Genomic DNA, 24,637 nt, shown 5'->3' with positions numbered 1-24,637 from the left:
GTTACTTCGGATAACCCGCGCGCTTCATCTCGCGTTCGGTGGTTTGTTGCGCAGCGGTCAGCGCCTGGTCGACCGAGGTCTGGCCGATCAGCGCGGCCGAGAACAGCTTGCCAACCTGGGTGCCGATGCCCTGGAATTCAGGGATGGTCACCAGTTGAATGCCGATGTACGGCACGGGCTTGAGGGTCGGTTTGCTCGGATCAGCGGCTTTCAGCGATTCCAGCGTGACCTTGGCAAACGGTGCGGCGCTCATGTAGGCCTCGCTGTAGGTCGAGGCGCGAGTGCCCGGCGGTACGTTGGCAATGCCGTCGGTCTTGGCGACCAGTTCGCCGTACTCCCTGGAGGTAGCCCAGGCGCTGAATTCCTTGGCGGCGTCCTTGGCCTTGGAGCTGGTCGGAATCGCCAGCGCCCACGAGTACAGCCACGCCGAGCCTTTGTCGGTGACCTGATGCGGCGCGTAGGTGAAGCCGACGTGATCGGCGACCTTGCTCTGGGTCTTGTCGGTGACAAACGATCCGGCGACGCTGGCATCGACCCAGATCGCGCACTTGCCGCTGTTGAACAGGGCGAGGTTTTCGTTGAAACCGTTGCTGGAGGCGCCCGGCGGGCCGGACTTCTTCATGGTGTCGACGTAGAAGTTCAGCGCGTTCTTCCATTCCGGGCCGCTGAATTCCGGTTTCCACTGCTCATCGAACCAGCGCGCGCCGTAGGCGTTGGCCACGGTGGTGATCAGCGCCATGTTCTCGCCCCAGCCGGCCTTGCCGCGCAGGCAGATGCCGTATTGTTCCTTGTCCTTTTTGGTGAGTTTCTCGGCGAAGCCGGCGATCTGCTCCCAGGTCGGACGCTCCGGCATGGTCAGGCCGGCGTCCTTGAACAGGTCGGTGCGGTAATAGGTGATCGAGCTTTCGGCGTAGAACGGCAAGGCGTACAGCGAACCCTTGACCGACAGGCCTTCACGCACCGACGGAAACACGTCGTCGAGTGCGTAGCTGGCCGGCAGATCCTTCATCGGTTCCAGCCAGCCCTTGGCGCCCCAGAGTGCAGCTTCGTACATGCCGATGGTCAACACATCGAACTGACCGCCCTGGGTGGCAATGTCGGTGGTCAGGCGCTGGCGCAGGACGTTTTCTTCCAGCACCACCCAATTGAGCTTGATGTCCGGATGCTCGGTCTCGAAGGTTTTCGAGAGCTTTTGCATGCGGATCATGTCGCTGTTGTTGACGGTGGCGATGGTCAGGGTCTGGGCGCCAAGGCTGACGCTGCTGAGGGTCATGCAGGTGAGGGCCAGCAGAGCTTTTGCAGTGGGTTGCATCGTGCACTCCTTTTCTGCGCCCGGCGGGGGCAGAAGGACAGTTATTGTTTTTGTGTTCTTCCGGCAGGGGAAGAATGTGCACTGATTACAGCCTTCTAACGCAGGGCTGACAAATCATCCCTAGCACTTGAATCGATACTTTTTTGCACTCGGGATTGACGCGATAAACGCAGGGAAGGGCGTTTCAGAAGGGCGGCAGCCATGAATCCGTACAGGTTTTCCTGCGTCAGCCGTGGTTTTGCTCGGTCAGGCGCTGTACGACCAGCCGGCGATAATGCGAAGGCGTCATGCCTTTGAGCTGCTGAAAGCGCCGGTTGAAGTTGGAAATATTGTTGAAGCCCGATTCGAAACACACCTCGGTCACCGGTTTGTCGCCGTCCGCCAGCAGCTCGCAGGATTTACTGATGCGCAGGCGATTGACGAATTCGATGAAATTGCGCCCGGTCGCCTGCTTGAACACGCGACTGAAGTAGGTGGGTTTCATGCCCAGGTGCTCGGCGACTTCCTCCAGCGGCAGTTCACGGGCGTAGTGGGCGAAGATGTAGTCCACCGCGCGGTTGGTGCGGTCGATGTTGTGCTCGTCGGCCAGTTGCGGGGTGGTTGCGCCGGACAACAACTGGTAGTCGTCGCAGGCCGCGAGCAACTCCATCAGGATGAAAAAGTGCCCGAGACGGGTAATGCCGTTTGAATCGGCGATGCGTTGCATCAGGATCATGGCCTGACGAATTGTCTGTGGTGAGCGGAATTCGATGCCGTACTGCGCACGTTCCAGCAACGGTGCCAGGGTCTTGAGTTCGGCGAACACATGATGGCCGCTCTCGAACAATTCATCGGTGAAGTTGACCAGCATGTCGCGCTTCTCGACCACTTCGTCTTCGGCCACCTGGCTGATCCAGTTGTGCGGCAGGTTGGGGCCGGTCAGGAACAGCGTCTGCGGGTAGAAGTTGCCGATGTAGTCGCCGATGAACACCTTGCCCGAACTGGCGACGATCAAATGCAACTCGTATTCCTTGTGGAAGTGCCAGCGCACCAGCGGGCAAGGGAAGCCGTGCTGGCGGTAAATGATGGACAACCCGTTGTGGTCATCCATCAATTCATACGAGGGGTCGGTGACGCGGGCTGTTCGGGTCATGATCGGGCGCTTTTTTTGTTATCGCCTGGCGATCATGCCTCTTTGTGCACGGGATGCGCCAGTTTCCAGTGCAGCTCAAAGCCCCCGTTGCCGGGCTTTCTTCAGGCTGGCGATCCGGCAGAACTCCACCAGGTCCGACTCTTCCATGAAGTCGACATTGATGATGTTGCACTTCAACGCCCAGTCGCTCTTATCCAGATCAAACCATTCGTTCAGCTTGTCATGGATATCGACGGGGCCGCCGAGGGCGGTGTAGCTGGTGGCGGATAAAGACCAGAGCCGCCAGCTACCAGGAGGGCTTTGCAAAACTCTGTCAATGAACTGCCTCAGTTCTTCAGGATTGGTAATGCCGCTACCGGACCATTGATGATTGACGACGTCATGAAATGCATTGTGTTCCAGCTGCCAATGAGACTTGGCCGCTGCAAACACGCGCTGTTGGGGGCTGATTCGCTTGAGTTCACGAAGACTCAGAGTTGCATTCTGGCGGGGAACAAGACGTTGCCCCAGAAATTGGATGATTATTTTATTGAAGTAGTCGTAATCAAAATCGGCGCCATCGAGGCTGTGAAAGTCCAGAATAATGAACTCATCCGGATTGTTCTCAAGAAACGCTTTGACATCCACTACCAGATTTTTCAGGGTTCTAGAATTTCGATATCCATTGTGGTGAGCGATGAACTTTTCCAGTTCTTTGGCCTTCGCGTCATAAGTCAGACGAATGTCGAGTACCCTGGAACCGTTATTCAGCTGGGCAAAAAAACTGTCATGCTGGCAGGCGAGCCAGTGGCGCGGAGGGCCGAAAACCGGATAGGAAGCTTTCCAGTCACTGCCGGCGTTATGGGTGCCCGGTAATGACAGTTCAAATATCGACAGTGAATCAATGGCGGGAGTCGATCCCATCCAGTTATGAGTACTCATGAATGCATCCTGCATGTATTGAAGTAGTGTGCTGCGTTGCGAGACAGTCAAGGCAGCACTTGCAGGGTCTTTATAATGTCTGGCTTTTTAGTTGACCATTTGGAGTTTGATTCAACGTGTTGGCGAATGTTTTTTTAGTTGTCCGGAGAATTATTTATTCTGGTTTTTGGCTTCGATCCACTGCGACATATATTGCGTGCTCTTGTGCGAATGGTGGCGCAACATGCTGCCCATAAAGTTTTGACGTCTTAGTTGAACAAGGTTCTTGCGACATTCCTGCAACCTTTCGATCAATGCCGGTCCATGTATCGCTTGCGGGTAAACGTCGTTGAGCAGTGCTTGCCCCTGAGACTGAGCGGCTTGCCAACGGACCTCGTCGCGATAGAGCTCAACGGCGGCATTGGCCAGATCCTGCGCCGTACGACAAATGGCACCCGGCCAGGGTTGGTCGGTGCGCATGCCTTCGGCGCCGATCGGCGTAGTGACGCTCGGCGTTCCGCAGAGCATGGCATCGATCAGTTTGCCTTTGATGCCGGCGCCGAAACGCAAGGGTGCCAGGCAGATGCGCGCGTCGGACATGACCTGCAACGCATCTTCCGCCCAGTTCATGATGTGAAAACCCTGCGCCGCGTTGTGCATAGCGGCTGCCTTGGGCGGCGTATAGGCGCCGTAGATGTGTAATTGTGCTTTCGGGAGTTGCGCGCGGATCAGCGGCCAGATGGTTGATTTCATCCATAAAACCGCATCCCAGTTCGGCGCGTGGCGGAAGTTGCCGATACTGAGGAAGTTCGCGCGCTCTTCAAATGTTTTTGCTGGAACGCGGGCCGGTTCGACCATCAACGGGCACCAGTGCAACAACTCGGGCGGCAATTTGAACTGCTGCACCAGCAACTCGATTTCTACCGGCGAGATCATAAGGTTCAGATCACAGCGGTAGAGCGCGGCAATCTCGCGCTTGGCCAGATCGGTGTCAGCCATCAATTCGAACTCTTCGCGCAGCGCAGGTGCGAACAGTGCATGGAAGTCGTCAGCGTCATCGCTGCTCTTCAGCCGATCCTTCAAACGTTGATGACGAGCGTGCCGCAAACTCTGCAAGTCCGATGTTTCCAGTACGCGCAGAGCATTGGGGCAGTGTTTTTCCACGCGCCAGCCGAATTGTTCTTCGATCATGAACTGGTCGAACAGCACGATATCCGGCGCCAGCTCGCTGACGAAGACATCGAAGCTGCTGTTGTTCAATTCGATCGGAACAGTGCGAATGCCCAATTCGGCAAGATCGGCCGGATGTTCGCCAACGCCTGCGGGGCTGGCAAAAGTAATGTCCCAGCCCTGTTGCAGGAAGGTCTCGAGAATCTGCATCACATGCCCGCTCGCTGCGGAGGAACGGGGTTCCGGCCAGACGTAACCAATGACGAGGACTTTGGTTGCGGGCTGACTCATGAAAAGGTATTTCCTGAAGAACGAGAGAGAAGAAGAAAAAACGCGCGGATTAGAACATATCCTGAGGTTGAATCCGCGCTGCAAAGCCGTTTGTGTCAGTGTTGACCCAGAACGCTCTTCACCTTGTCGCGCAGTTGATCGATCGAAAACGGTTTGCCGATCACATGCATATCTGCCGGCACTTCAATGGTCTCGGCATAACCGCTGGCAAACAGAATCGGCAGTGACGGGCGAATTGTGCGGGCTTCGGTGGCCAGCTGACGGCCATCCATGATCGGCAGACCGACGTCGGTCATCATCAGATCAATGTGCTGATTCACATCCTTGAGGATTTCCAGCGCCTGTTCGCTGCCATCGGCTTCCAGAACCTTGAACTCCAACTCCTCCAGTACATCGACGATCAGCATGCGCACGATGGCGTCGTCTTCTACTACAAGGATGGTGGACGTGGTGCTGGACATAATGGCGGCTCTCAAGAATGGGGGGCGGGGCGCCGGTCGATCAAAAATGCCGGGCTCTTGCATGAGTAAGTGGCGCATAGCCACAAGTTCCCGGATGGATACAAAAAAGAATAGGCGCAAACGGGTGGGCAAGGATAACCGCTGGCCTGCGATTCGGCGCAGGCAAATGTAGGAAAACGATACTAAAACTGTGAGAAAAATGGATCCATGCCGCTGTTTTGGGGCAAACTCCCTGGTTTTCACCAGTTCGACAAGGCTGCCACATGTCCTCTCCGTCTTCGGTTGATGAGCAACGGTTTCGCAAACTTCTGAGCCGCAACGTCAGTTTGCCGTTGGGCGTCGGCTTCATCAGTGCCGTGTTCTTCGTTTCGCTGATCACTTATCTGTTGTCCGTGATTCAGTGGGTGGAGCACACCGACCGGGTGATCAATAACGCCAACGAAGCGGTGAAACTCACCGTGGACCTGGAAACCGGCATGCGCGGTTTTCTGCTCAGCGGCGACGAGCATTTCCTCGACCCGTACGAGACGGCCAAGCCGCGCATCGCCGTGGCGCTGAGCACCTTGCTTGAACTGACTGCCGACAATCCGGCGCAGACCGATCGCCTGCGTCGTCTTCAGGCGCTGCAAACCGAATGGGCGACGTATGCGCAGTCGATGATCGATCTGCAACGCGCGAGCGGTGACTACAAGGCAGCAGTCAAAGCGGGCAAGGGCAAGCGCCTGACCGACGAAATACGTAAACAGTTCGAAGACGTGATTGAAACCGAACAGCTGCTGCGTGCTTCACGCAACGAAGACGTGCGCCGCACCACGATCTGGAGCATCAGCCTCTACCTGCTGTTCGTGGCCGGCATCAGCGGCCTGCTGGCCTATGTAGGCCGGCGCGATCTGCTCAACCTGTCCCAAAGCTATGGCGCAACCCTGGCGGCGCAAGAGGCCAGCGCGCTTCGTCTGGAGCAGCAAGCCTGGCTGCGCAATGGCCAGACTCAGCTTGCAGAGCAGGTATTGGGGCAACTGACGCTCAATCTGCTGGGGCGCAACATTTTGCAATTCTGTGCCCAGTACCTTGGCAGCGCTGTCGCTGCTTTGTATGTGCGCGAAGAACATGGTGGCCTCAAACGCGTGGCGACCTACGGTTTCTCCCGCGAGCAGGAACAACAGGATCAATCGATCTACAGCGACGAAGGCCTTGTCGGTCAGGTCGCCCAGCAGGCCCGGCTGATTCGACTCGATTCGGTGCCGTCCGACTATTTCAAGGTCAGCTCCGGCCTGGGCGAAGGCCTGCCGCACAGCGTGCTGGTGGTGCCGACCAGCGATGACGAACGGGTCAACGGCGTGATCGAACTGGGTTTCCTGCGTCCGCTCACCGATCGTGATGTGGCGTTGCTGGAACTGATCGCCGGCAACATCGGCACCTCCATCGAAGCGGCGCGCTATCGCCAACGCTTGCAGGAAGTGCTGGCCGAAACCCAGCAACTCAACGAAGAGTTGCAGGTGCAACAGGAAGAGCTGAAGACCGCCAACGAAGAGCTGGAAGAGCAGTCGCGGATTCTCAAGGAATCCCAGGCGCATCTGGAAACCCAGCAAATCGAACTGGAACAGACCAACGAGCAACTGGCCGAACAGGCCCAGACTCTGGCCGAGCAGCGCGATGCCATGGACCAGAAGAACACCGAGCTCAATCAGGCCCAGATCCAGCTCGAAGAACGCGCCGAAGAGTTGCAGCGTTCAAGCAAGTACAAGTCCGAATTCCTGGCCAACATGTCCCACGAACTGCGCACGCCGCTGAACAGCTCGCTGATCCTGGCCAAGCTGTTGGCGGAAAACCCGCAGGAAAACCTCAGTGCCGAGCAGGTCAAGTTTGCCGAGTCGATCTATTCCGCCGGCAACGATCTACTCAACCTGATCAACGACATTCTCGACATTTCCAAAGTGGAAGCCGGCAAACTCGAAGTGATGCCGGAAAACACCAGCGTCGCGCGTCTGGCCGACAGCCTGCGCAGCCTGTTCGAACCGCTGGCGGCGGAAAAGAAACTGACGTTCAACGTCGAATTGCAGCCTGATGCACCGATCACCCTGTTTACCGACCGTCAGCGTCTGGAACAGGTGATCAAGAATCTGCTGTCCAATGCGGTGAAATTCACCGAGCACGGGACTGTCAGCCTGACCATCGCCGGCCAGCCGGACGATCGCATTGGCTTCATTGTGCGCGATTCGGGAATCGGGATTGCGCAGGATCAACAGGAAAGTATTTTCGAAGCCTTCCGCCAGGCCGACGGCACCACCAACCGCAAATACGGCGGCACCGGGTTGGGTCTGTCGATTTCCCGGGATCTGGCGACGCTGTTGGGCGGTTCGATCAGCGTCAGCAGTGCGCCGGGGCAGGGCAGTACTTTCACTCTGGTGTTGCCGCAGCAATACCGTGAGCCGGGTGACACGCCGATAACGCCGTTGACCTTCACCCCACCGGCCTCTACGCCGGTCATCGCGCCCGTGGCGTCCGTGGCGGCGGTTTCGCCTCTGGCGCCGGTCCACATCCCGCGCTTCGACGATGATCGCAACAAGGCGCCGTTCAATACTCGTTGCATCCTGGTGGTGGAAGACGAGCCGAATTTTGCGCACATCCTCTACGATCTGGCCCACGAACTGGGCTATCAGTGCCTGGTTGCCCACGGCGCCGACGAAGGTTACGACCTGGCGAAAGAGTTCGTGCCGGACGCGATCCTGCTGGACATGCGCCTGCCGGACCACTCGGGTCTGACCGTCCTGCAACGCCTGAAAGAACACGCCGAAACCCGGCACATTCCGGTGCATGTGATTTCCGTGGAAGACCGTGTCGAAGCAGCGATGCACATGGGCGCCATCGGTTATGCGGTCAAACCGACCACTCGCGAAGAACTCAAGGATGTGTTCGCCCGTCTGGAAGCCAAGCTGACCCAGAAGGTCAAACGCGTACTGCTGGTCGAGGACGACGATCTGCAACGGGAAAGCATCGCCCGACTGATCGGCGACGACGACATCGAGATCACCGCCGTCGGCCTGGCACAGGACGCGCTGGAGTTATTGCGCACGACGATATTCGATTGCATGGTCATCGACCTGAAGCTGCCGGACATGCTCGGCAACGAATTGCTCAAGCGAATGTCCACCGAGGACATCTGCTCGTTCCCGCCGGTCATCGTCTATACCGGACGCAACCTGACCCGCGACGAAGAGTCCGACCTGCGCAAGTATTCGCGCTCGATCATCATCAAGGGCGCGCGCTCGCCGGAGCGTTTGCTGGATGAGGTCACACTCTTTTTGCACAAAGTCGAATCGCAGTTGTCCCATGAACGGCAGAAGATGCTCAAGACCGCCCGCAGCCGCGACAAGGTCTTCGAAGGTCGGAAAGTGTTGCTGGTAGACGACGATGTGCGCAACATCTTCGCCCTGACCAGCGCGCTGGAAACCAAGGGTGCAGTCGTGGTCATCGGCCGTAACGGCCGTGAAGCGATTGAAAAACTGAATGAAGTCGAGGACATCGACCTGGTGCTGATGGACGTGATGATGCCGGAAATGGATGGGTTTGAAGCCACCATGGAAATCCGCAAGGATCCGCGCTGGCGCAAGCTGCCGATCATCGCGGTGACGGCCAAGGCCATGAAGGATGATCAGGAGCGTTGCCTGCAGGCGGGCGCCAATGATTACCTGGCCAAGCCCATCGACCTGGATCGCCTGTTCTCGCTGATTCGCGTGTGGTTACCGAAGATGGAACGCATTTAGTGGAACGTAGTCATCACGTTGAACGAAACAGTGAAATCGAACTGCGGCTGCTGATCGAGGCGATTTATCTCAAATACAGCTATGACTTTCGCGATTACTCTGGCGCTTCGATCAAGCGCCGGGTGCAACATGCGCTGAGCCAGTTCGAATGCGCGACCATCTCGGCCTTGCAGGAGAAAGTCCTGCACGACCCGACGGCGTTCATGCAGTTGCTGCAATTGCTGACAATCCCGGTCAGCGAGATGTTCCGCGATCCGTCGCACTTCCTGGCGATCCGTCAGGAAGTGGTGCCGCTGCTCAGGACCTATCCGTCGATCAAGATCTGGATCGCGGGGTGCAGCACCGGCGAGGAGGTCTACTCGATGGCGATCCTGCTGCGCGAAGAGGGCCTGCTTGATCGCACGATCATCTACGCCACCGACATCAACCCGCGCTCGCTGGAAAAGGCCAAGCAGGGGATCTTTTCGATGGAGAACGTGCGCGCCTACACCGCCAACTATCAGCAGGCCGGTGGCCAGCGCTCGTTCGCCGACTACTACACTGCTGCCTATGGCTACGCGATTTTCGACAAGAGCCTGTGCGAGAACGTGACCTTCGCCGATCACAGCCTGGCGACCGATAGCGTATTCTCCGAAACCCAATTAATTTCATGTCGTAACGTGTTGATTTATTTCAACAAAAAACTTCAGGATCGAGCGTTTGGGTTGTTTCACGAATCGTTGTGCCACCGCGGTTTTCTGGTGTTGGGCAGCAAGGAAACCCTGGATTTTTCCGGCTATTCCAACCAGTTCGAACCGCTGGTGAAACAAGAACGGATCTACCGAAAAACATGAACAGTGCAGCGGATTTGCCTCGGATCGAGGCGATTGTGATCGGAGCTTCTGCCGGTGGCGTCGAGGCGTTGCTGAACTTGCTCGGTTCATTAAAGGCCGGATTCGGGCTGCCGATCATCATCGTGTTGCATTTGCCTGAAGAGCGCCGCAGCCAGCTCGCCGATGTGTTCGCCCGACGGCTGACGTTGCCGGTGGCAGAAGCCATCGACAAACAGGACATCACCCCCGGCACCGTGTATTTCGCGACGCCGGGCTATCACTTGTCGATAGAGCAGGATTTCTCCTTGTCGCTGAGTCTTGAAGACCGTCTGCATCACTCGCGGCCTTCGATCGACTTCCTGTTCGAATCCGCCGCCGATGCCTACGGGCCGACGCTGGCTGCAGTGTTGCTGACTGGTGCCAACCACGATGGCGCGCGGGGCCTGGCGCAAGTCAAACGCCAGGGCGGGCTGACCATCGTGCAAGACCCGGACGAGGCGCAGGTCGCGACAATGCCACGCGCGGCGCTGAAGACACATCAACCGGATTACATTCTTCCCATCCACGGCATCGGCCGTCTGCTTGTCGAGCTGGAACGAATCGCATGCTGAGTAATATCCAGGCAAAACTGCTGATCGTCGACGATCTGCCCGAGAACCTGCTGGCCCTCGAAGCGCTGATCAAACGCGAAGACCGCACCGTCTATAAAGCGCTGTCGGCGGACGAAGCGCTGTCGCTGCTGCTGCAACACGAATTCGCCATGGCCATCCTCGACGTGCAGATGCCCGGCATGAACGGCTTCGAGCTGGCCGAACTGATGCGCGGCACCGAGAAAACCAAGAACATCCCGATCATCTTTGTCAGCGCCGCCGGCCGTGAACTCAATTATGCGTTCAAGGGCTATGAAAGCGGGGCGGTGGACTTTCTGCACAAGCCGCTGGATATCCATGCGGTGAAGAGCAAGGTCAACGTCTTCGTCGACCTGTACCGCCAGAGCAAGGCGATGAAGCAACAGGTCGAAGCGCTCGAGCAGAGCCGGCGCGAGCAGGAAGCGCTGTTGCAGCAACTGCAAAGCACTCAGGGCGAACTGGAGCAAGCGGTGCGCATGCGCGACGATTTCATGTCGATCGTCGCCCATGAAGTACGTACGCCGCTCAACGGCCTTATTCTCGAAACCCAACTGCGCAAGATGCACCTGGCCCGGGACAACGCCGCCGCATTCACCCTCGACAAGATGCACGCCATGGTCGACCGCGACGAGCGCCAGATCAAAAGCCTGATCCGACTGATCGAAGACATGCTCGACGTTTCGCGGATTCGCACCGGCAAGTTGTCGATCCGACCGAGTCGCTTTGACCTCGTGCAGTTGGTGGGCACTCTGCTGGAGAATTTCGCCCAGCAGATCGAAGCCGCCGAGACTGAAGTCAGTTTCACCGCGACCGAACCGGTGGAAGGGCAGTGGGACGAATTCCGTATCGAGCAAGTGGTGTCGAACCTGCTGACCAATGCCTTGCGTTATGGCGGTAAAAGTCCGATCCAGGTTCGGGTTTATCGCGAAGACGATGAAGCCCGGATCGAGGTTCAGGATCAGGGCATCGGCATCAGCGAAGAGAATCAGAAGCGCATTTTTCAACAGTTCGAACGTGTCTCCGCCAAGACAGTGGTGGCCGGCCTCGGGCTGGGGTTGTTCATTTCCGAACAGATCGTCGCCGCCCATGGCGGCTCCATCGTCGTCGAAAGCAAGATCAACGAGGGCGCCCTGTTTCGCGTCTGTCTGCCGCTCCAGGAAAACGGCAAAACAAACGCAACCTCTGAGTGACCACACGGTCGTATCAGCAGCTATTGAACGAACAAAGGCTTCCCATGAGCGTAGATGCACAAGATGTAGTACTCGTCGTCGAGGACGAACCGGTGATCCTGATGGTCCTGACAGACTATCTGTCAAGCCAGGGCTATCGCGTATTGCAGGCCGAAAACGGCGAGCAGGCGTTCGAGATTCTGGCGAGCAAGCCGCATCTGGACATGTTGATTACTGATTTTCGCCTGCCTGGCGGGATCTCCGGCGTGCAGATCGCCGAGCCCGCCGTCAAATTGCGCCCTGATCTGAAGGTGATCTTCATCAGCGGCTATCCGCAGGAAATCCGCGAGACCGGCAGCCCGATTACCCGCCGGGCGCCGATCCTGGAAAAACCATTCGATCTGGATGTATTGCAGGAGAAGATTCAGGAACTGCTGGCCTGAGGCGTCAACCGCCTCAGCTCTTGATCATTTCCCGAACCTTTGCCGTCAGCAGATCGAAGGTGAACGGTTTGGTGATCATCTGCATGCCAGGATCGAGAAACCCGCCGCGCACAGCGGCGTGCTCGGCATAACCTGTGATGAACAGGACCTTCAGGTCTGGCCGGTATTGCCGGCCGATTTCCGCCAGTTGCCGACCGTTCATGCCCGGCAGGCCGACGTCGCTGATCAGCAGATCGATGCGCTGCTCCGAATCCAGAATCGGCACGGCACCGTCGGCATCGCTGGCCTCGACAAATCCATAACCCAGTTCACTCAATACTGCACTGACCAGCACGCGCACGGCCGGGTCGTCTTCGACGATCAATACGGTTTCGCCTTCCACGGCGTCGGGCGCCTGTTCCATATCCGTTGGTGCGTGAGGCAGTGATTCGCCCTGGAATCGCGGCAGGTAGAGTTTGACCGTGGTGCCCTTATCGATCTTGCTGTCGATCGACACATGACCACCGGACTGTTTGCTGAAACCGTAGATCATCGACAGACCCAAACCGGTGCCCTGGCCGATCGGCTTTGTGGTGAAGAACGGATCGAACGCGCGATTGATGACACTTTCCGGCATGCCGCAGCCATTGTCTGTGACGCTCAATACAACGTAATCACCAGGTTCAAGATTGCTGTAGGCCGCGGTGTAGTCTGGATCCAGCACCTGATTACCCGTCTCGACCACCAGATTGCCGCCGTCGGGCATCGCGTCACGTGCGTTGATCACCAGGTTGAGCAGGGCGCTTTCCAGTTGATTGGGGTCGGCCTCGGCCACCCACAATTGTTGGTGCAGGCGCATGTCAAGGTGAATGCTTTCGTTGAGGCTGCGTTGCAGCAACTCACCCATCGATTGCACCAGATCGTTCATATGAACGGCTTTGGAATCCAGCGACTGGCGACGGGAGAACGCCAGCAAGCGGTGAGTCAGGCCAGCGGCGCGGTTGGCCGAGGTCACACCGAGGTCGATCAGGCTGTCAAGATCATCCAGGCGGCCACGGGCCAGCCGCCGGCGCAGCAATTCAAGACTGCCGATGATTCCGGTCAGCATGTTGTTGAAGTCGTGGGCGATACCGCCAGTGAGCTGGCCGACCGCTTCCATCTTCTGCGACTGGCGCAGGGCTTCCTCGTTGTGCCGCAGTTGCGCGGTGCGTTCCTCCACTTGTTGCTCAAGGGTTTCCAGCGTCGATTGCAGGCGACGTTCGCTATTGCTCAGATCGATCAGGCGGTCGCGGGCCTCGTACTGTCGTCGTCGTCCACGCAGGGCGGTGGAGATCAGGCTGACCAGGGTGGCCGGATGGAAAGGGCGCTCAAGAAAAGTGACGTTGCCCAACAACTTGCTGAGCTGCGACGAAGGGCCTTGTTCGGATCCGCCGTGATGGGTGAGCAGGACGATTGGCAAATCAGACCACGCAGGTTGTTGTTCCAGATACGCCAGCAGGCACTCGAGTTCCGGACCATTAAGGGCCTCGGCAGCGATCAGCAGCAGACCGGCGCCGGGCTCGAGCTCGGTACAAAGAGTGGCCAGGTCGGGCGTGATCAGCCCACCGTATCCGGCCTCGTTGAGAATCATCAGCGCTACCTGGCTGTCGCGTCCCAGCGGCGCAAGGATCAGCGCCCGTTCCGATAGCGGTACGGTGACGGTCACAAGTTGTCATCCTTGAGCAGCGGGTTGCTTGCACCGAGGTAGGTGGGCACGCCGCGCAATACACCCTGAAAGGCCTCCAAAGGCTCACCGATGGTCATGCCTTGAGTGGAAATGCGGTATTCGCGGATGGTCGATTCATGGCTGCCGGTGCGTTTCTTGATGATCGAGATGGCCCGACGGACCTTGCCCGCGGCTTCGAAGTAACGCAGCAGAATTACCGTGTCGGCCAGGTAAGTGATATCGACCGGAGCATGCATGTCGCCGACCAGTCCATGCTGGGCGACGGTCATGAACGTCGCGGCGCCCTTGCGGTTCAGGTACAGCAACAGTTCGTGCATGTGCAGTACCAGCGCGTTTTCTTCGGGCATCGCGGCCTGATAGCCGTTGATGCTGTCGATCACCACGGTCTTGATGTCACCTTCATCGACACAGCGGCGTACGCGGTGGGAAAACTCGCCGGGGGACAGCTCGGCGGCGTCGACCTGTTCGATCAGCAGGTTGCCGGTGGCCTGCAGGGCCTTCAGGTCGATGCCGATGTTTTTCATGCGCTCGAACAGCAGGCCCAATTCTTCGTCAAAAATGAACAGGGCAGCCTTTTCACCGCGCGCCACGGCAGCCGCCGCGAAAATCATGCTGATCAAGGATTTGCCTGTCCCTGCCGGGCCCAGAATCAGCGTGCTGGAGCCGGTCTCGATACCGCCGCCCAACAGAGCGTCCATTTCCCTGATGCCGCTGGACAGCTGCAGCCGCGGGTAGTCGCTGCGGTGCTCCGCCGCCACCAGACGCGGGAAAACGTGCACGCCATCGCCCGTGATGGTGAAGTCATGGAAGCCGCCACGGTATTTCTGGCCGCGATACTTGATCACCCGCACGCGACGGCGTTCGGCGCCGTAGTTGGGGGTCAGCTCTTCGAGGCGGATCACACCGTGAGCGACACTGTGAACGGTTTTGTCGAGGGATTCGGTGGTCAAGTCATCCAGCAGCAAAACCGTGGCGTCGTAGCGCACGAAGTAATGCTTGATCGCCAGGATCTGGCGGCGGTAGCGCAGGGAGCTTTGCGCCAGCAGGCGGATTTCCGAGAGGCTGTCGAGTACGACCCGGGTGGGCTTGAAGCGCTCGACCACTTCGAAAATCTGTTTGGTCGCTTCGCCCAGCTCAAGATCCGAGGAGTACAACAGGCTTTGCTGATGTTCGGCGTTGAGCAGGCTTTCCGGAGGCGTCAGCTCGAAAATCTCGATGTTTTCGTCCAGTTCCCAGCCGTGGGACGCCGCACCCTGGCGCAATTCGTGCTCGGTTTCGGACAGCGTGATGTACAACGAACGTTCACCGGCACGGGCGCCGGCCAGCAGAAAATGCAACGCGACGGTGGTTTTACCGGTTCCAGGCTCGCCCTCCAGCAAGAAAACATGACTGCGAGACAAACCACCGGCCAGGATATCGTCGAGGCCCTCGATGCCGGTGGCGGCTTTGGCACTGATCAACGCGTTCGATGTAGACAAAAAATGCCCTCTCATGACTAGGAGAAACCAGGCAGCGGGCGCCGGACGCCGTTTGGCACTGCCTGATTTACATGACCTTATGCCGAGACGGCGGTTCCAAGTTTCTTGCAGGATGTGTCGAGAAGACCGCTAGAGTCCTTGCTGCAACGAAGGGTCGTCCGGGTTCATCTGCTCAAGCTGGGCCAGCAGAATCTGTACGTTCTGTAACTGGCCGCTCTCTTTCCAGTAACTGATCAGCAGCACCCGCGCCTTGCGATCAGCCGGGTGGCGCTGGACGATTTCCTGCAACTGCTTTTGCGCCGCTTCCAGTTCTTCGGCGCTGTGCAGGGTGGTGGCGAGGTCGTAGCGGTAGTCCTTGTTGTCAGGCTCCAGCTCCACGGCTTTGGACAGACCGAGCAGGGCGTACTCGCGCTGATCGTGGTGCAACAGCCAGAGTCCCAGCGCATGTTGCAGATAAGCCGAGTCGGGTTGGGCCTTCAATTGTCGAGCGAGCAATTGCCGCGCGGCGTCGCTCTGGCCCTGGCGGTCGAGCACTTCAATCTGCATCACCAGCGCCGGCAAGTTCCCGGGGTCCAGGCGCAAGGTCTGCTCCAACGCTTCCTGTGCCTGTTTCAGCTCGGCGTTGTGCAGATACAGGCGCGCCAGTTGCACGTAGTTGGCCGCGCTTTGCGGCTGGCTCTTGAGCGCCTGCTCCCACACGTCGATGCCTTGCTGGAGCGGGGCGAAATACAGGCCCAGTTGATCCGGAGACAAGCCGAGCAGGGCGTTGATCGCCGCGAAGCGGACAGTTTGGTCTTCATCCTCAAGCAATGGCCCCAGCAGAAGGCTGCGCTGTCCGCCCGGCACCAGACCGGTCACGCTTTTGATCGCTGCCAGCCGAACGTCCGGCGATGCGTTTTGCAGATCGGCATCCGCCAGCTTCAAGGCCTGCGGGCTCGGGTAATTGGGTAGTTCGGCATGCAGCCACACACGCCGCTTGACCGACAGATCCGGACGCCCCAGTTGCTGATACAAAACTCGCGCGGCACCCGGCTGCCCGGCACGAGCGGCAGCCAGCGCTTCGCTGTACCCATGCCTGATCGCTTCCGGCACCACGGGCGCGGTACTGCGCAATGACAGCCAGGCCACGATGAAGACCAGCACGAGGCCGAGGCTGACGAGCAAATAGCGGCGAGACTGAGGCATGCGGATTTCCGAAACTTTCGTTTTGTAGCGGAGGTCGCAAGCTTCTGTCAGCTCGCGCCGTGAGTCAAACTCTCTGCCGGATATGGCCTGCTACAGGCGTTGAATCGCCCTACAGCTTTTGTCGACCCTGTTAGTCGTCATGCCCTCCATGCAGTGTCTACGCTTGCAGAAGTTGTTTCGAAGAGGCTACCCATGCAATCCCTGCTTGTTTATTTCAAGGCGGTGATCCACCCCAGCCAGGCAGTGCTGCTGTTTGGTTTGCGCACCATTGCCGCCGGATTGCTGACCTTGTACCTGGCGTTCCTGTTCGATCTGGACCAGCCGAAATGGTCGATCATGGCCGTGGTGATCATCAGCCAGCCCCTGGCCGGGATGGCGCTGGCACGCAGCTTCGGACAAATCATCGGGACGACCCTCGGCGCGGCAGTGGCAGTGCTGCTGATGGCGATTTTTCCCCAGGCGCCGTTGCCGTTCATCACGACCCTGGCGCTGTGGCTGGCCCTGTGCACGGCCGGCGGCACGTTGTTGCGCTACACCAGCTCGCAGGCGTTCGTGCTCAGTGGGTATACCGCCGTGGTGGTGGCGCTGCTGGCGATTCCGGATCAGGACGGCACTTTCCTGCTGGCGGTGACCCGGGTTACCGAAACCTTGCTGGCGGTGGCGTGCGTGTGCGTGGTCAGCCTGCTGACGGCGCGGCCAGAGGCGGTATCACGCAACTATTTCGCGAAGGTCGATCAGGTGATCAGGTTGGTCGCCAGTCATTCGGCTGCCGTCCTCAGGACAGAAGAAAGCGAAGCGGACTTTCAGCGCCGGCAAATGCAGTTGCTGGGGGAGATCAGTGCGCTTGAAGGGCTGCGCCGGCATTTGTACTTCGATGCCCCGCGCCTGCGCAGTGCCAACAATCTGGTGCTGTTGCTGGGCAATCAACTGATGTTGCTGACCTCGCGCCTGACCGCGTTGCGTCACCAGCGGGAATTGCTCACCGAACGCTGGGAGGGCGATCTGCCGCTGGACATCCAGCAATTGCGCGCCGAGGAGCTGGCACTGCTTGATCAGCTCGCAGAACAAGGGCGCTCCTTACCGGCCGAGGTTCGTCATCAGTTCGTCGCGCTGCAACAGCAATTCGAAGCGCTCGCCTACAAGGCCGAACAGCTGACGGAAGACATGAGTGCAACCCTGCGCTCGCTGGCCTGGGCATTGCGTTGGGAACAGGCGCGGCTGTTGCAGCAACTGGAGCAGATTCTCGAATTGAGCGATGCGATACAGGAAGGGCGGGAAGCCAGCTGCATGTTCCGTGGCCAATCCAATCCCTTGCATCTGGATTTCACGCTCGCGACGATGAACGCCATCCGCGCCTTCAGCGCATTGCTGGTGGCCGGGCTGATCTGGATCGAAACCGCCTGGGACGGCGCGCGGGGCGGGATGATCCTGGTGGGAATCCTGTGTTCGTTGATGGCGACGTTCCCGCGACCTCTGATCGCCGCGCAGAGCTACGCCCGAGGGCTGGGACTGGCACTGGTGGTGTCGGCGTTCTATCAGTTCATGCTGGTCCCGACGATCAGTGATTTTGAAATGTTGGCCTTGATGCTCGCGCCGTTGCTGTATGTGATCGCGGTCGGACTGTCCAGCCCGGCCACCGCCGGTATTGGCATGGGGCTGGGGCTGTCGAGTTTTTTGATGCTCGGTCCGCAGAACGTCGGTACCGGGCAGAACACCGCCATTCAATGGTTCGAATTTGCCGGGGCCTACGTCAGTGCGGCGATGTTGGCATTGATTGTCTATGCCTGGATTTTCCCGTTCCGTCCGGCCCTGCGGATCCGGCGCTTCTACAACGAGGCTAGGGAGCAGGTCTATGAACTGATCAAGAGTCCGGCCACCGACGAACAGCAATTCGCCTTCGAAAGCCGTATGGTCGATCGCCTGACTTCGATGCTGGGCGTGTTGCCGGCCGCCAATGATCGGGACATGCAGCGTCTGTATGAAATCAGTCTCGGCTGTGTGGCGCTGGGCGTGGCCATACACCAGCTCAGGCAACAGGCGCAAAGCAACACATTGCTCACCGACGCTTTTGGTCGACAGCTGGCGACGGCGTTGCGTCAGACCGGTCGTTTTGTCGCGGGCCGACCCGATGTGCCCCTGACGCCGTTGCTGACTACGCTGCATGCGCTTGGCGATGAGCTGGATGCCTTGCATGTCGCCACCCATGAACACTTGTGGTCGGTGTTTCGCATGCGTGTGGCCCTGTTGATCGTGGTGTCGTTTCTGGAGCGACACGGCGAGCATTTGCAGCCCCACCGTTCTGAAGGAGAGCCCGTCCTTGCCCATTGATTTCGAGATTGGCGGCGTTTACCTGCCTCCCATCGCCCAGGCCCTGTTGCTGGCCATACCGGTTTTTTTATTTCTCGACTGGGGTTTGCGCCGGCTCGGCGTCCTGCGTTTTGTCTGGCACGAGGCGCTGTTCGAAGGCGCTCTGTATGCCTGTGTGTGCGCCACACTGATTCTGCTGATGGGAGCCTGAAACCTTGAAGACCTTGCTCACTCGATTGACGACATTGGCGGTGGTACTGCTGGCGATCGTGCTCGGCTGGTTTGCCTGGGAGCATTACACCCGGGCCCCATGGACGCGGGATGCGCGGGTGAGGGCGGATGTGGTGACGCTATCGGCCGATGTTTCTGGCCGCATCGTCACGCTGGCGGTGCAGGACAACCAGCATGTCGACAAGGGGCAGTTGTTGCTGGAGATCGACCCGGCTCGCTACAGCCTCGCCGTCGAGCATGCGAAGCGCTCGGTGGAGGTTGCCAGGGCCACGCTCGGGCAGTCGCAAGCGGCCATTGTTGCCAGCGAAGCGTTGCTCAAACAGCGCCAGAGCGAAGAGCGCCGGCGACGTACGCTCAAGCAAGGGTTTGCGATTTCAGGGGAGGAGTGGGAGAAGTCGAGCACTGACGTAGCGGTGGCCCAAGCGGATCTGTTACGCAATCAGGCGAATCTCGGTCTGGCCGAAGCCAACGTGCAACTGGCGATTGCGGCATTGACCCAGGCTGAACTGGATTTGCAACGCACCCGTGTCGAAGCGCCGGTCAGCGGTTATGTCACCAACCTGCTGACCCGTCAGGGGGATTACGCGGTGGCCGGCGGCGCCTTGCTGGCGCTGGTGGACAGCGGCTCGTTTTATGTCAGCGGCTATTTCGAGGAAACCAAGCTGCCACGCATCGAGGAGGGCGACCGGGTGCGGATCGAATTGATGAGCGGGGAAAAATTCGGCGGCACCGTGCAAAGCATTGCCTTCGCCATTGCTGACCGGGAAAACGCGCCGGGCAGTCGATTGCTGGCCAACATCAACCCCAGCTACACCTGGGTGAAACTGGCGCAACGGGTGCCGGTGCGGATCGGCATCGATCCCGATTACGCAGGCAAGAACCGACTGAGAGCCGGCACCACCGCGACGGTCACCGTTCTGGAGAACACTGAAGGACAGGCGCAAAAAAGCCCCGCGACCGAATGATACGCGGGGCAAAAAATTGGTTGGTTGCGGCCAACCAAAGGAGCTCTTTAAAAAACGATTACTTGCTCGCGACCGTCTCTGGCTGCCAGCCGCCACCGAGGGCCTTGTAGATCGCAACGATGCCGCGATACAGGTCCACTTCGGCCTGGGCCTGGCTGTCTTCGGCATTCAGACGTTCACGCTGGGCGTCGAGCAATACCAGGAAATCGGTGGTGCCTTCGCGGTAGCGAATCTCGGCGAGGTCGGCAGCCTTGCGGCTCGATTCGCTCTGACGGATCAGCGAAATAAGACGTTGCTGACGTTTGCCGTAATCGCTGAAGGCGTTTTCCGACTCTTCCAGGGCCAGCAGCACTTGCTGCTCGTAGGTGGCCAGCGCGCCTTCGGCATCGGCATCGGCGCCACGCAGGCGGGCCCGCACGCTGCCAAGGTCAAACGCTGCCCAGGTGATGCTCGGACCCAGTGCCCAGGCATTGGCCGCCGAGGAACCGATCTGCGAACCACGCCCGGCCGTCCAGCCGAGGAAACCGCTGAGGCTGACCCGAGGGAACAGGTCGGCCTTGGCCACACCGATACGCGCAGTGGCCGAAGCCAGTTTGCGTTCGGCGCTGAGGATGTCCGGGCGACGTTGCAGCAGTTCGCCCGGATCACCGATCGGCAAGGCCTTGGCAATCGCCGGCAGGTCTTTCGGACTCAGGTCGACGGTCAGTTTGTCCGGACGCTCACCCAACAGGGTGGCGATGCGGTTTTTCTGCCGTACCTGTTCTGCCTGCAGTTGCGGCACGCTGGCCTCGACTGACGCCAGCCGTGCATCGGCCCGTTCCACATCGAGCTGATCGCCAACGCCGGCGTCACGCAGGCTGATGGTGATCTTGCGCGACTCCTGCTGGTTGTTCAGGTTGGCCAGGGCGATCTTTTCCCGCAACTGGGCACCGCGCAGTTGACCATAAGCATCCACCAGTTCGGCAATCATGGTGACTTGCAGTTGGTACAGATCGGCTTCGGCCGCCTGCTGGTCGGCGTCGCTGGCCTCCAGATTGCGCTGGATGCGTCCGAACAGGTCCAGCTCCCAAGCCATGTCCAGCCCCAGATCATAGCGTTCGCTGTTGACCCGTTTGGTGGTCTGGCCCGGGATCTGACCTTTGGCCAGATCGCTGCTGGCGCGGCTGGTGATGGTCGGCATCGCATCGTTGCTGACGTCGTCGCGGATCGCCCGGGCAGCTTTCCAGCGGGCGAACGCCACGCGCAGTTCACGGTTGCCTTGCAGCGATTGGGTCACCAACTGGTTGAGGGTCGGATCGTCGAACTGCTGCCACCAGATGCCTTCGAATTTCGAACGGTCGAAGTTCTTCTGGCCGGCAGCGCCGTCGGTGGCGGACGTGATGTTCGGCGCCTCCGTCGTCGGGGTCTTGTAGTCAGGGCCGACGGCGCAGGCACTCAGGGCCAGCACCAGCAGGCTCGGCAGGAAGACTTTCAGACTCATTGGTGCGCCTCCAGTGGCTTTTGAAGATTTTGCGCCTTGGCCGCTTTGCGAGCTTCACTGCGCTCCACGAAGTTACGGATCAGCACATAGAACACAGGGGTCAGCAGCAGACCGAAGAAGGTCACACCCAGCATCCCGGAGAACACCGCCACACCCATGGCATGACGCATCTCGGCACCGGCACCGCTGGAGAACACCAGTGGCACCACACCCATGATGAACGCGAACGAGGTCATCAGGATTGGCCGCAGACGCAGACGGCAGGCTTCCAGTACAGCGGCCAGCGGATCAAGACCTTCCTGCTGTTTGTCCTTGGCGAACTCGACGATCAGAATCGCGTTCTTACAGGCCAGACCCACCAGTACGATCAAACCGATCTGGGTGAAGATGTTGTTGTCGCCGCCAGAGATGATCACACCGGTGATGGCCGACAGCAGGGTCATCGGTACGATCAGGATCACCGCCAGTGGCAGGCTCCAGCTTTCGTATTGAGCCGCGAGCACCAGGAACGCCAGCAATACGCAGAGCGGGAACACGAACAGCGCGGTGTTGCCGGACAGAATCTGCTGGTAGGTCAGGTCGGTCCACTCGTAGGTCATGCCGTTCGGAAGTTCATCCTTGAGCAGTTTCTCGATGGCTTTTTCGGCCTGTCCGGAGCTGTAGCCCGGGGCTGCCGCACCGTTGATTTCAGCGGTGATGAAGCCGTTGTAGTGCATCACGCGATCCGGCCCCGAGGTGTCGCTGACCTTGATGAAGGTCGCCAGCGGGATCATTTCGCCTTTGTTGTTGCGTACTTTCAGCTGGCCGATCTGGTCGGACTCGAGGCGGAACTGCTGTTCAGCCTGAACGTTGACCTGATAGGTGCGACCGAAGCGGTTGAAGTCGTTGGCATACAGCGAGCCCAGGTAGATCTGCAGGGTGTCGAAGATGTCGCTGACGGCCACGCCATGGGTCTTGGCTTTTTCCCGGTCGATGGCGGCATCGACTTGCGGCACGTTCACGGTGTAGCTGGTGAACAGGTTGGCCAGTTCCGGAACGTTATGGCTCTTGGCAATAATGTTCATGGTCTCTTTGTACAGCTCTTCGTAGCCCAGGTTGCCCCGGTCTTCGATTTGCAGGCGGAAACCACCAATGGTGCCCAGACCTTGTACCGGCGGCGGTGGGAAAATCGCCATGTAGGCTTCCTGGATCCCGGCATACTGGCCGTTCAAGGCACCAGCAATCGCACCGGCGGACATGCTCGGGTCTTTCCGCTCTTCGAACGGTTTCAGGGTCACGAACACGATGCCGGCGTTCGGGCTGTTGGTGAAGCCGTTGATCGACAGGCCCGGGAACGCTACGGCGCTTTCCACGCCCGGCTGTTTCAATGCCAGGTCGGACATGCGCTTGATCACGTCTTCGGTACGATCCAGGCTTGCGGCGTCCGGCAGTTGCGCGAAGGCCACCAGATATTGCTTGTCCTGGCCAGGTACGAAACCGGTCGGTGTGCTGGAGAAACCGAAGAAGGTCAGCACCATCAGGCCTGCGTACAGGAAGAGGGCGATGCCGCTGCCACGGATTACCCGACGCACGGTGCCGACGTAGCCATGACTGGCACGGTCGAAGAACCGGTTGAACGGACGGAACAGCCAGCCACCGAAGATCTTGTCCAGCACTCGCGAGAAACGGTCTTTCGGTGCGTCATGACTTTTCAGCAAAACAGCGGCCAGCGCTGGCGACAGGGTCAGCGAGTTGAAAGCCGAGATCACGGTCGAGATCGCAATGGTCAGTGCGAACTGCTTGTAGAACTGACCGGTGAGACCCGAGATGAATGCCGCCGGTACGAACACCGCACACAGCACCAGCGCCGTGGCAATGATCGGGCCCGTAACTTCACCCATGGCCTTTTTGGTCGCATCGAAGGGGTTGAGCCCCAGTTCAATGTTCCGCTCGACGTTCTCCACCACCACGATGGCGTCGTCCACCACGATACCGATCGCCAGTACCAGGCCGAACAGCGACAGGGCGTTGAGCGAGAAGCCGAACAGGTGCATCACCGCAAACGTACCGATCAACGATACCGGCACCGCCACCAACGGAATGATCGACGCGCGCCAGGTCTGCAGGAACAGGATCACCACCAGAACCACGAGAATCAGTGCTTCGAAGAGGGTGTGAACCACCGCCTCGATGGAGCCGCGCACGAAGATCGTCGGGTCATAGACGATGCTGTAGTCCATGCCTTGCGGGAAGCTTTTCTTCAGTTCTTCCATCTTGCCGCGAACTTCGTTCGAGATTTCGATGGCGTTGGAACCAGGACGCTGGAAGATCGGGATTGCCACGGCCGGCTGGTTGTTCAGCAACGAACGCAGGGCGTATTGACTGGAACCCAGCTCGACGCGGGCAATGTCCTTCAGACGAGTGATTTCACCGTTGTCGCCTGCGCGAATGATGATGTTCTCGAATTCTTCCTCGGAGACCAGACGGCCCTGAGTGTTGACCGACAGCTGGAAGCTCTGGGCATTCGGGGCAGGAGGCGCGCCCAGTTGACCAGCGGCCACCTGACGGTTCTGCTCACGAATCGCGGTCACCACATCAGTGGCGGTCAGATTGCGCGAAGCGGTCTTGTTCGGGTCCAGCCATACACGCAGCGAGTAGTCGCCCATACCGAACAGCTGCACGTCACCCACGCCACCGAGGCGAGCGAGCTCGTCCTTGATGTTGAGGATTGCGTAGTTGGACAGGTACAGCATGTCGTAGCGTTTGTCTGGCGAGGTCAAGTGCACAACCATGGTCAGGTCGGGCGAAGCCTTGTCGACGGTGATACCGATGCGCGTCACTTCTTCTGGAAGCTTCGGCTCGGTCCGGGTCACGCGGTTCTGAACTTGCACCTGTGCGTTGTCCAGGTCGGTGCCCAGAGCGAAGGTGATGGTCAGGGTGATCTTGCCGTCAGCGGTGGATTGCGAGGACATGTACAGCATGTTCTCGACGCCGGTGATGGCCTGCTCCAGCGGAGCCGCCACGGTTTCACCGATGACTTTCGGGTTGGCGCCCGGGAAGTTGGCACGCACGACCACGGTCGGTGGCACGACTTCCGGGTATTCACTGATCGGCAACTGGAACAGCGAAATCGCACCGGCGATCAAAATCAACAGCGACAGTACCGCTGCGAAGATCGGCCGTGAAATGAAGAATTGGGAAAAATTCATCGAAGTTGTCGTCCC

18 protein-coding genes are annotated in these 24,637 nt (G+C 59.1%); 8 read left to right on the top strand and 10 right to left on the bottom strand.

Going from position 1 to position 24,637, the window contains the following annotated elements; genetic code table 11:
* Position 1 precedes the first annotated feature (1 nt).
* The 5 genes from CAF79_RS02210 to CAF79_RS02190 form a co-directional block, all read right to left on the bottom strand.
* The gene (locus CAF79_RS02210) at positions 2-1,312 is read right to left on the bottom strand and encodes a sugar ABC transporter substrate-binding protein (protein ID WP_085696236.1); all 1,311 of its coding nucleotides are present in this window, start codon (positions 1,310-1,312) and stop codon (positions 2-4) included.
* A gap of 226 nt (positions 1,313-1,538) precedes the next feature.
* Entirely contained in the window at positions 1,539-2,444 is a 906-nt protein-coding gene (locus CAF79_RS02205) for an AraC family transcriptional regulator (RefSeq protein WP_085696235.1), read from the bottom strand.
* Between the two features lie 75 nt (positions 2,445-2,519).
* The gene (locus CAF79_RS02200; protein ID WP_085696234.1) at positions 2,520-3,365 is read right to left on the bottom strand and encodes a phospholipase; all 846 of its coding nucleotides are present in this window, start codon (positions 3,363-3,365) and stop codon (positions 2,520-2,522) included.
* Between the two features lie 150 nt (positions 3,366-3,515).
* A complete protein-coding gene (locus CAF79_RS02195; protein ID WP_085696233.1) occupies positions 3,516-4,805 on the bottom strand; it encodes a glycosyltransferase in 1,290 nt (429 codons plus the stop codon).
* 95 nt (positions 4,806-4,900) lie between these two features.
* A complete protein-coding gene (locus tag CAF79_RS02190) occupies positions 4,901-5,266 on the bottom strand; it encodes a response regulator (protein WP_085696232.1) in 366 nt (121 codons plus the stop codon).
* Between the two features lie 263 nt (positions 5,267-5,529).
* Between CAF79_RS02190 and CAF79_RS02185 the strand changes: the two genes are divergently transcribed.
* From CAF79_RS02185 to CAF79_RS02165, 5 genes are read left to right on the top strand one after another with little or no spacing between them, the layout of a single operon-like run.
* Positions 5,530-9,030, top strand: coding sequence for a response regulator (locus tag CAF79_RS02185; protein WP_085696231.1), 3,501 nt, complete (start codon positions 5,530-5,532; stop codon positions 9,028-9,030).
* Positions 9,030-9,863 (top strand): protein-glutamate O-methyltransferase CheR, encoded by an 834-nt coding sequence (locus CAF79_RS02180; RefSeq protein WP_085696230.1) that lies wholly within the window; start codon positions 9,030-9,032, stop codon positions 9,861-9,863. Before CAF79_RS02185 ends, CAF79_RS02180 begins: the two co-directional genes overlap by 1 nt.
* Positions 9,860-10,453 carry a chemotaxis protein CheB gene (locus CAF79_RS02175; protein ID WP_085696229.1) on the top strand — a complete coding sequence of 198 codons (594 nt, stop codon included), beginning with the start codon at positions 9,860-9,862 and terminating at the stop codon, positions 10,451-10,453. The genes CAF79_RS02180 and CAF79_RS02175 overlap by 4 nt, the downstream gene beginning before the upstream one ends.
* Positions 10,447-11,661, top strand: a complete 1,215-nt coding sequence (locus CAF79_RS02170) for a hybrid sensor histidine kinase/response regulator (RefSeq protein ID WP_085696228.1) — start codon at positions 10,447-10,449, stop codon at positions 11,659-11,661. The genes CAF79_RS02175 and CAF79_RS02170 overlap by 7 nt, the downstream gene beginning before the upstream one ends.
* Before the next feature lie 44 nt (positions 11,662-11,705).
* Complete coding sequence (locus CAF79_RS02165; protein ID WP_085683718.1) at positions 11,706-12,083, top strand: response regulator; 378 nt, start codon at positions 11,706-11,708, stop codon at positions 12,081-12,083.
* Between the two features lie 13 nt (positions 12,084-12,096).
* On the opposite strand, the gene CAF79_RS02160 is transcribed toward CAF79_RS02165, so the two are convergent.
* The 3 genes from CAF79_RS02160 to CAF79_RS02150 form a co-directional block, all read right to left on the bottom strand.
* Positions 12,097-13,767, bottom strand: a complete 1,671-nt coding sequence (locus tag CAF79_RS02160; RefSeq protein ID WP_085696227.1) for an ATP-binding protein — start codon at positions 13,765-13,767, stop codon at positions 12,097-12,099.
* Complete coding sequence (locus CAF79_RS02155) at positions 13,764-15,266, bottom strand: ATPase domain-containing protein (RefSeq protein WP_085696226.1); 1,503 nt, start codon at positions 15,264-15,266, stop codon at positions 13,764-13,766. The genes CAF79_RS02160 and CAF79_RS02155 overlap by 4 nt, the downstream gene beginning before the upstream one ends.
* A gap of 129 nt (positions 15,267-15,395) precedes the next feature.
* Positions 15,396-16,451, bottom strand: coding sequence for a tetratricopeptide repeat protein (locus CAF79_RS02150; RefSeq protein WP_085696225.1), 1,056 nt, complete (start codon positions 16,449-16,451; stop codon positions 15,396-15,398).
* Positions 16,452-16,643: 192 nt separating this feature from the next.
* Here CAF79_RS02150 and CAF79_RS02145 point away from each other — a divergent pair, with 192 nt between their 5' ends.
* From CAF79_RS02145 to CAF79_RS02135, 3 genes are read left to right on the top strand one after another with little or no spacing between them, the layout of a single operon-like run.
* Positions 16,644-18,779 carry an FUSC family protein gene (locus tag CAF79_RS02145; protein ID WP_085696224.1) on the top strand — a complete coding sequence of 712 codons (2,136 nt, stop codon included), beginning with the start codon at positions 16,644-16,646 and terminating at the stop codon, positions 18,777-18,779.
* Positions 18,769-18,969, top strand: a complete 201-nt coding sequence (locus CAF79_RS02140) for a DUF1656 domain-containing protein (protein WP_085696223.1) — start codon at positions 18,769-18,771, stop codon at positions 18,967-18,969. Before CAF79_RS02145 ends, CAF79_RS02140 begins: the two co-directional genes overlap by 11 nt.
* 4 nt (positions 18,970-18,973) lie before the next feature.
* Positions 18,974-19,954, top strand: a complete 981-nt coding sequence (locus tag CAF79_RS02135; RefSeq protein WP_085696222.1) for an HlyD family secretion protein — start codon at positions 18,974-18,976, stop codon at positions 19,952-19,954.
* A gap of 58 nt (positions 19,955-20,012) precedes the next feature.
* Here CAF79_RS02135 and CAF79_RS02130 read toward each other — a convergent pair whose 3' ends face one another.
* Together CAF79_RS02130 and CAF79_RS02125 are read right to left on the bottom strand one after the other, a co-directional pair.
* Entirely contained in the window at positions 20,013-21,434 is a 1,422-nt protein-coding gene (locus tag CAF79_RS02130) for an efflux transporter outer membrane subunit (RefSeq protein WP_085696221.1), read from the bottom strand.
* On the bottom strand, positions 21,431-24,622 hold the full coding sequence (locus CAF79_RS02125) for an efflux RND transporter permease subunit (protein ID WP_085696220.1): 3,192 nt from the start codon (positions 24,620-24,622) through the stop codon (positions 21,431-21,433). The genes CAF79_RS02130 and CAF79_RS02125 overlap by 4 nt, the downstream gene beginning before the upstream one ends.
* Positions 24,623-24,637: the final 15 nt, after the last annotated feature.

Source organism: Pseudomonas sp. B26(2017) (assembly GCF_002113045.1).
In the GTDB taxonomy this organism is placed as follows: domain Bacteria; phylum Pseudomonadota; class Gammaproteobacteria; order Pseudomonadales; family Pseudomonadaceae; genus Aquipseudomonas.
The sequence above is the reverse complement of the archived record's forward strand: the minus strand, read 5'-3'. Positions and strand labels throughout refer to the sequence as shown.

Excerpts from the sequence above, each read along its gene's own strand:
- CAF79_RS02200 (WP_085696234.1), bottom strand. The coding sequence starts at position 3,365 with ATGAGTACTCATAACTGGATGGGATCGACTCCCGCCATTGATTCACTG.
- CAF79_RS02210 (WP_085696236.1), bottom strand. The coding sequence starts at position 1,312 with ATGCAACCCACTGCAAAAGCTCTGCTGGCCCTCACCTGCATGACCCTC.
- CAF79_RS02195 (WP_085696233.1), bottom strand. The coding sequence starts at position 4,805 with ATGAGTCAGCCCGCAACCAAAGTCCTCGTCATTGGTTACGTCTGGCCG.
- CAF79_RS02130 (WP_085696221.1), bottom strand. The coding sequence starts at position 21,434 with ATGAGTCTGAAAGTCTTCCTGCCGAGCCTGCTGGTGCTGGCCCTGAGT.
- CAF79_RS02205 (WP_085696235.1), bottom strand. The coding sequence starts at position 2,444 with ATGACCCGAACAGCCCGCGTCACCGACCCCTCGTATGAATTGATGGAT.
- CAF79_RS02125 (WP_085696220.1), bottom strand. The coding sequence starts at position 24,622 with ATGAATTTTTCCCAATTCTTCATTTCACGGCCGATCTTCGCAGCGGTA.
- CAF79_RS02165 (WP_085683718.1), top strand. The coding sequence starts at position 11,706 with ATGAGCGTAGATGCACAAGATGTAGTACTCGTCGTCGAGGACGAACCG.
- CAF79_RS02175 (WP_085696229.1), top strand. The coding sequence starts at position 9,860 with ATGAACAGTGCAGCGGATTTGCCTCGGATCGAGGCGATTGTGATCGGA.
- CAF79_RS02190 (WP_085696232.1), bottom strand. The coding sequence starts at position 5,266 with ATGTCCAGCACCACGTCCACCATCCTTGTAGTAGAAGACGACGCCATC.
- CAF79_RS02145 (WP_085696224.1), top strand. The coding sequence starts at position 16,644 with ATGCAATCCCTGCTTGTTTATTTCAAGGCGGTGATCCACCCCAGCCAG.
- CAF79_RS02150 (WP_085696225.1), bottom strand. The coding sequence starts at position 16,451 with ATGCCTCAGTCTCGCCGCTATTTGCTCGTCAGCCTCGGCCTCGTGCTG.
- CAF79_RS02170 (WP_085696228.1), top strand. The coding sequence starts at position 10,447 with ATGCTGAGTAATATCCAGGCAAAACTGCTGATCGTCGACGATCTGCCC.
- CAF79_RS02185 (WP_085696231.1), top strand. The coding sequence starts at position 5,530 with ATGTCCTCTCCGTCTTCGGTTGATGAGCAACGGTTTCGCAAACTTCTG.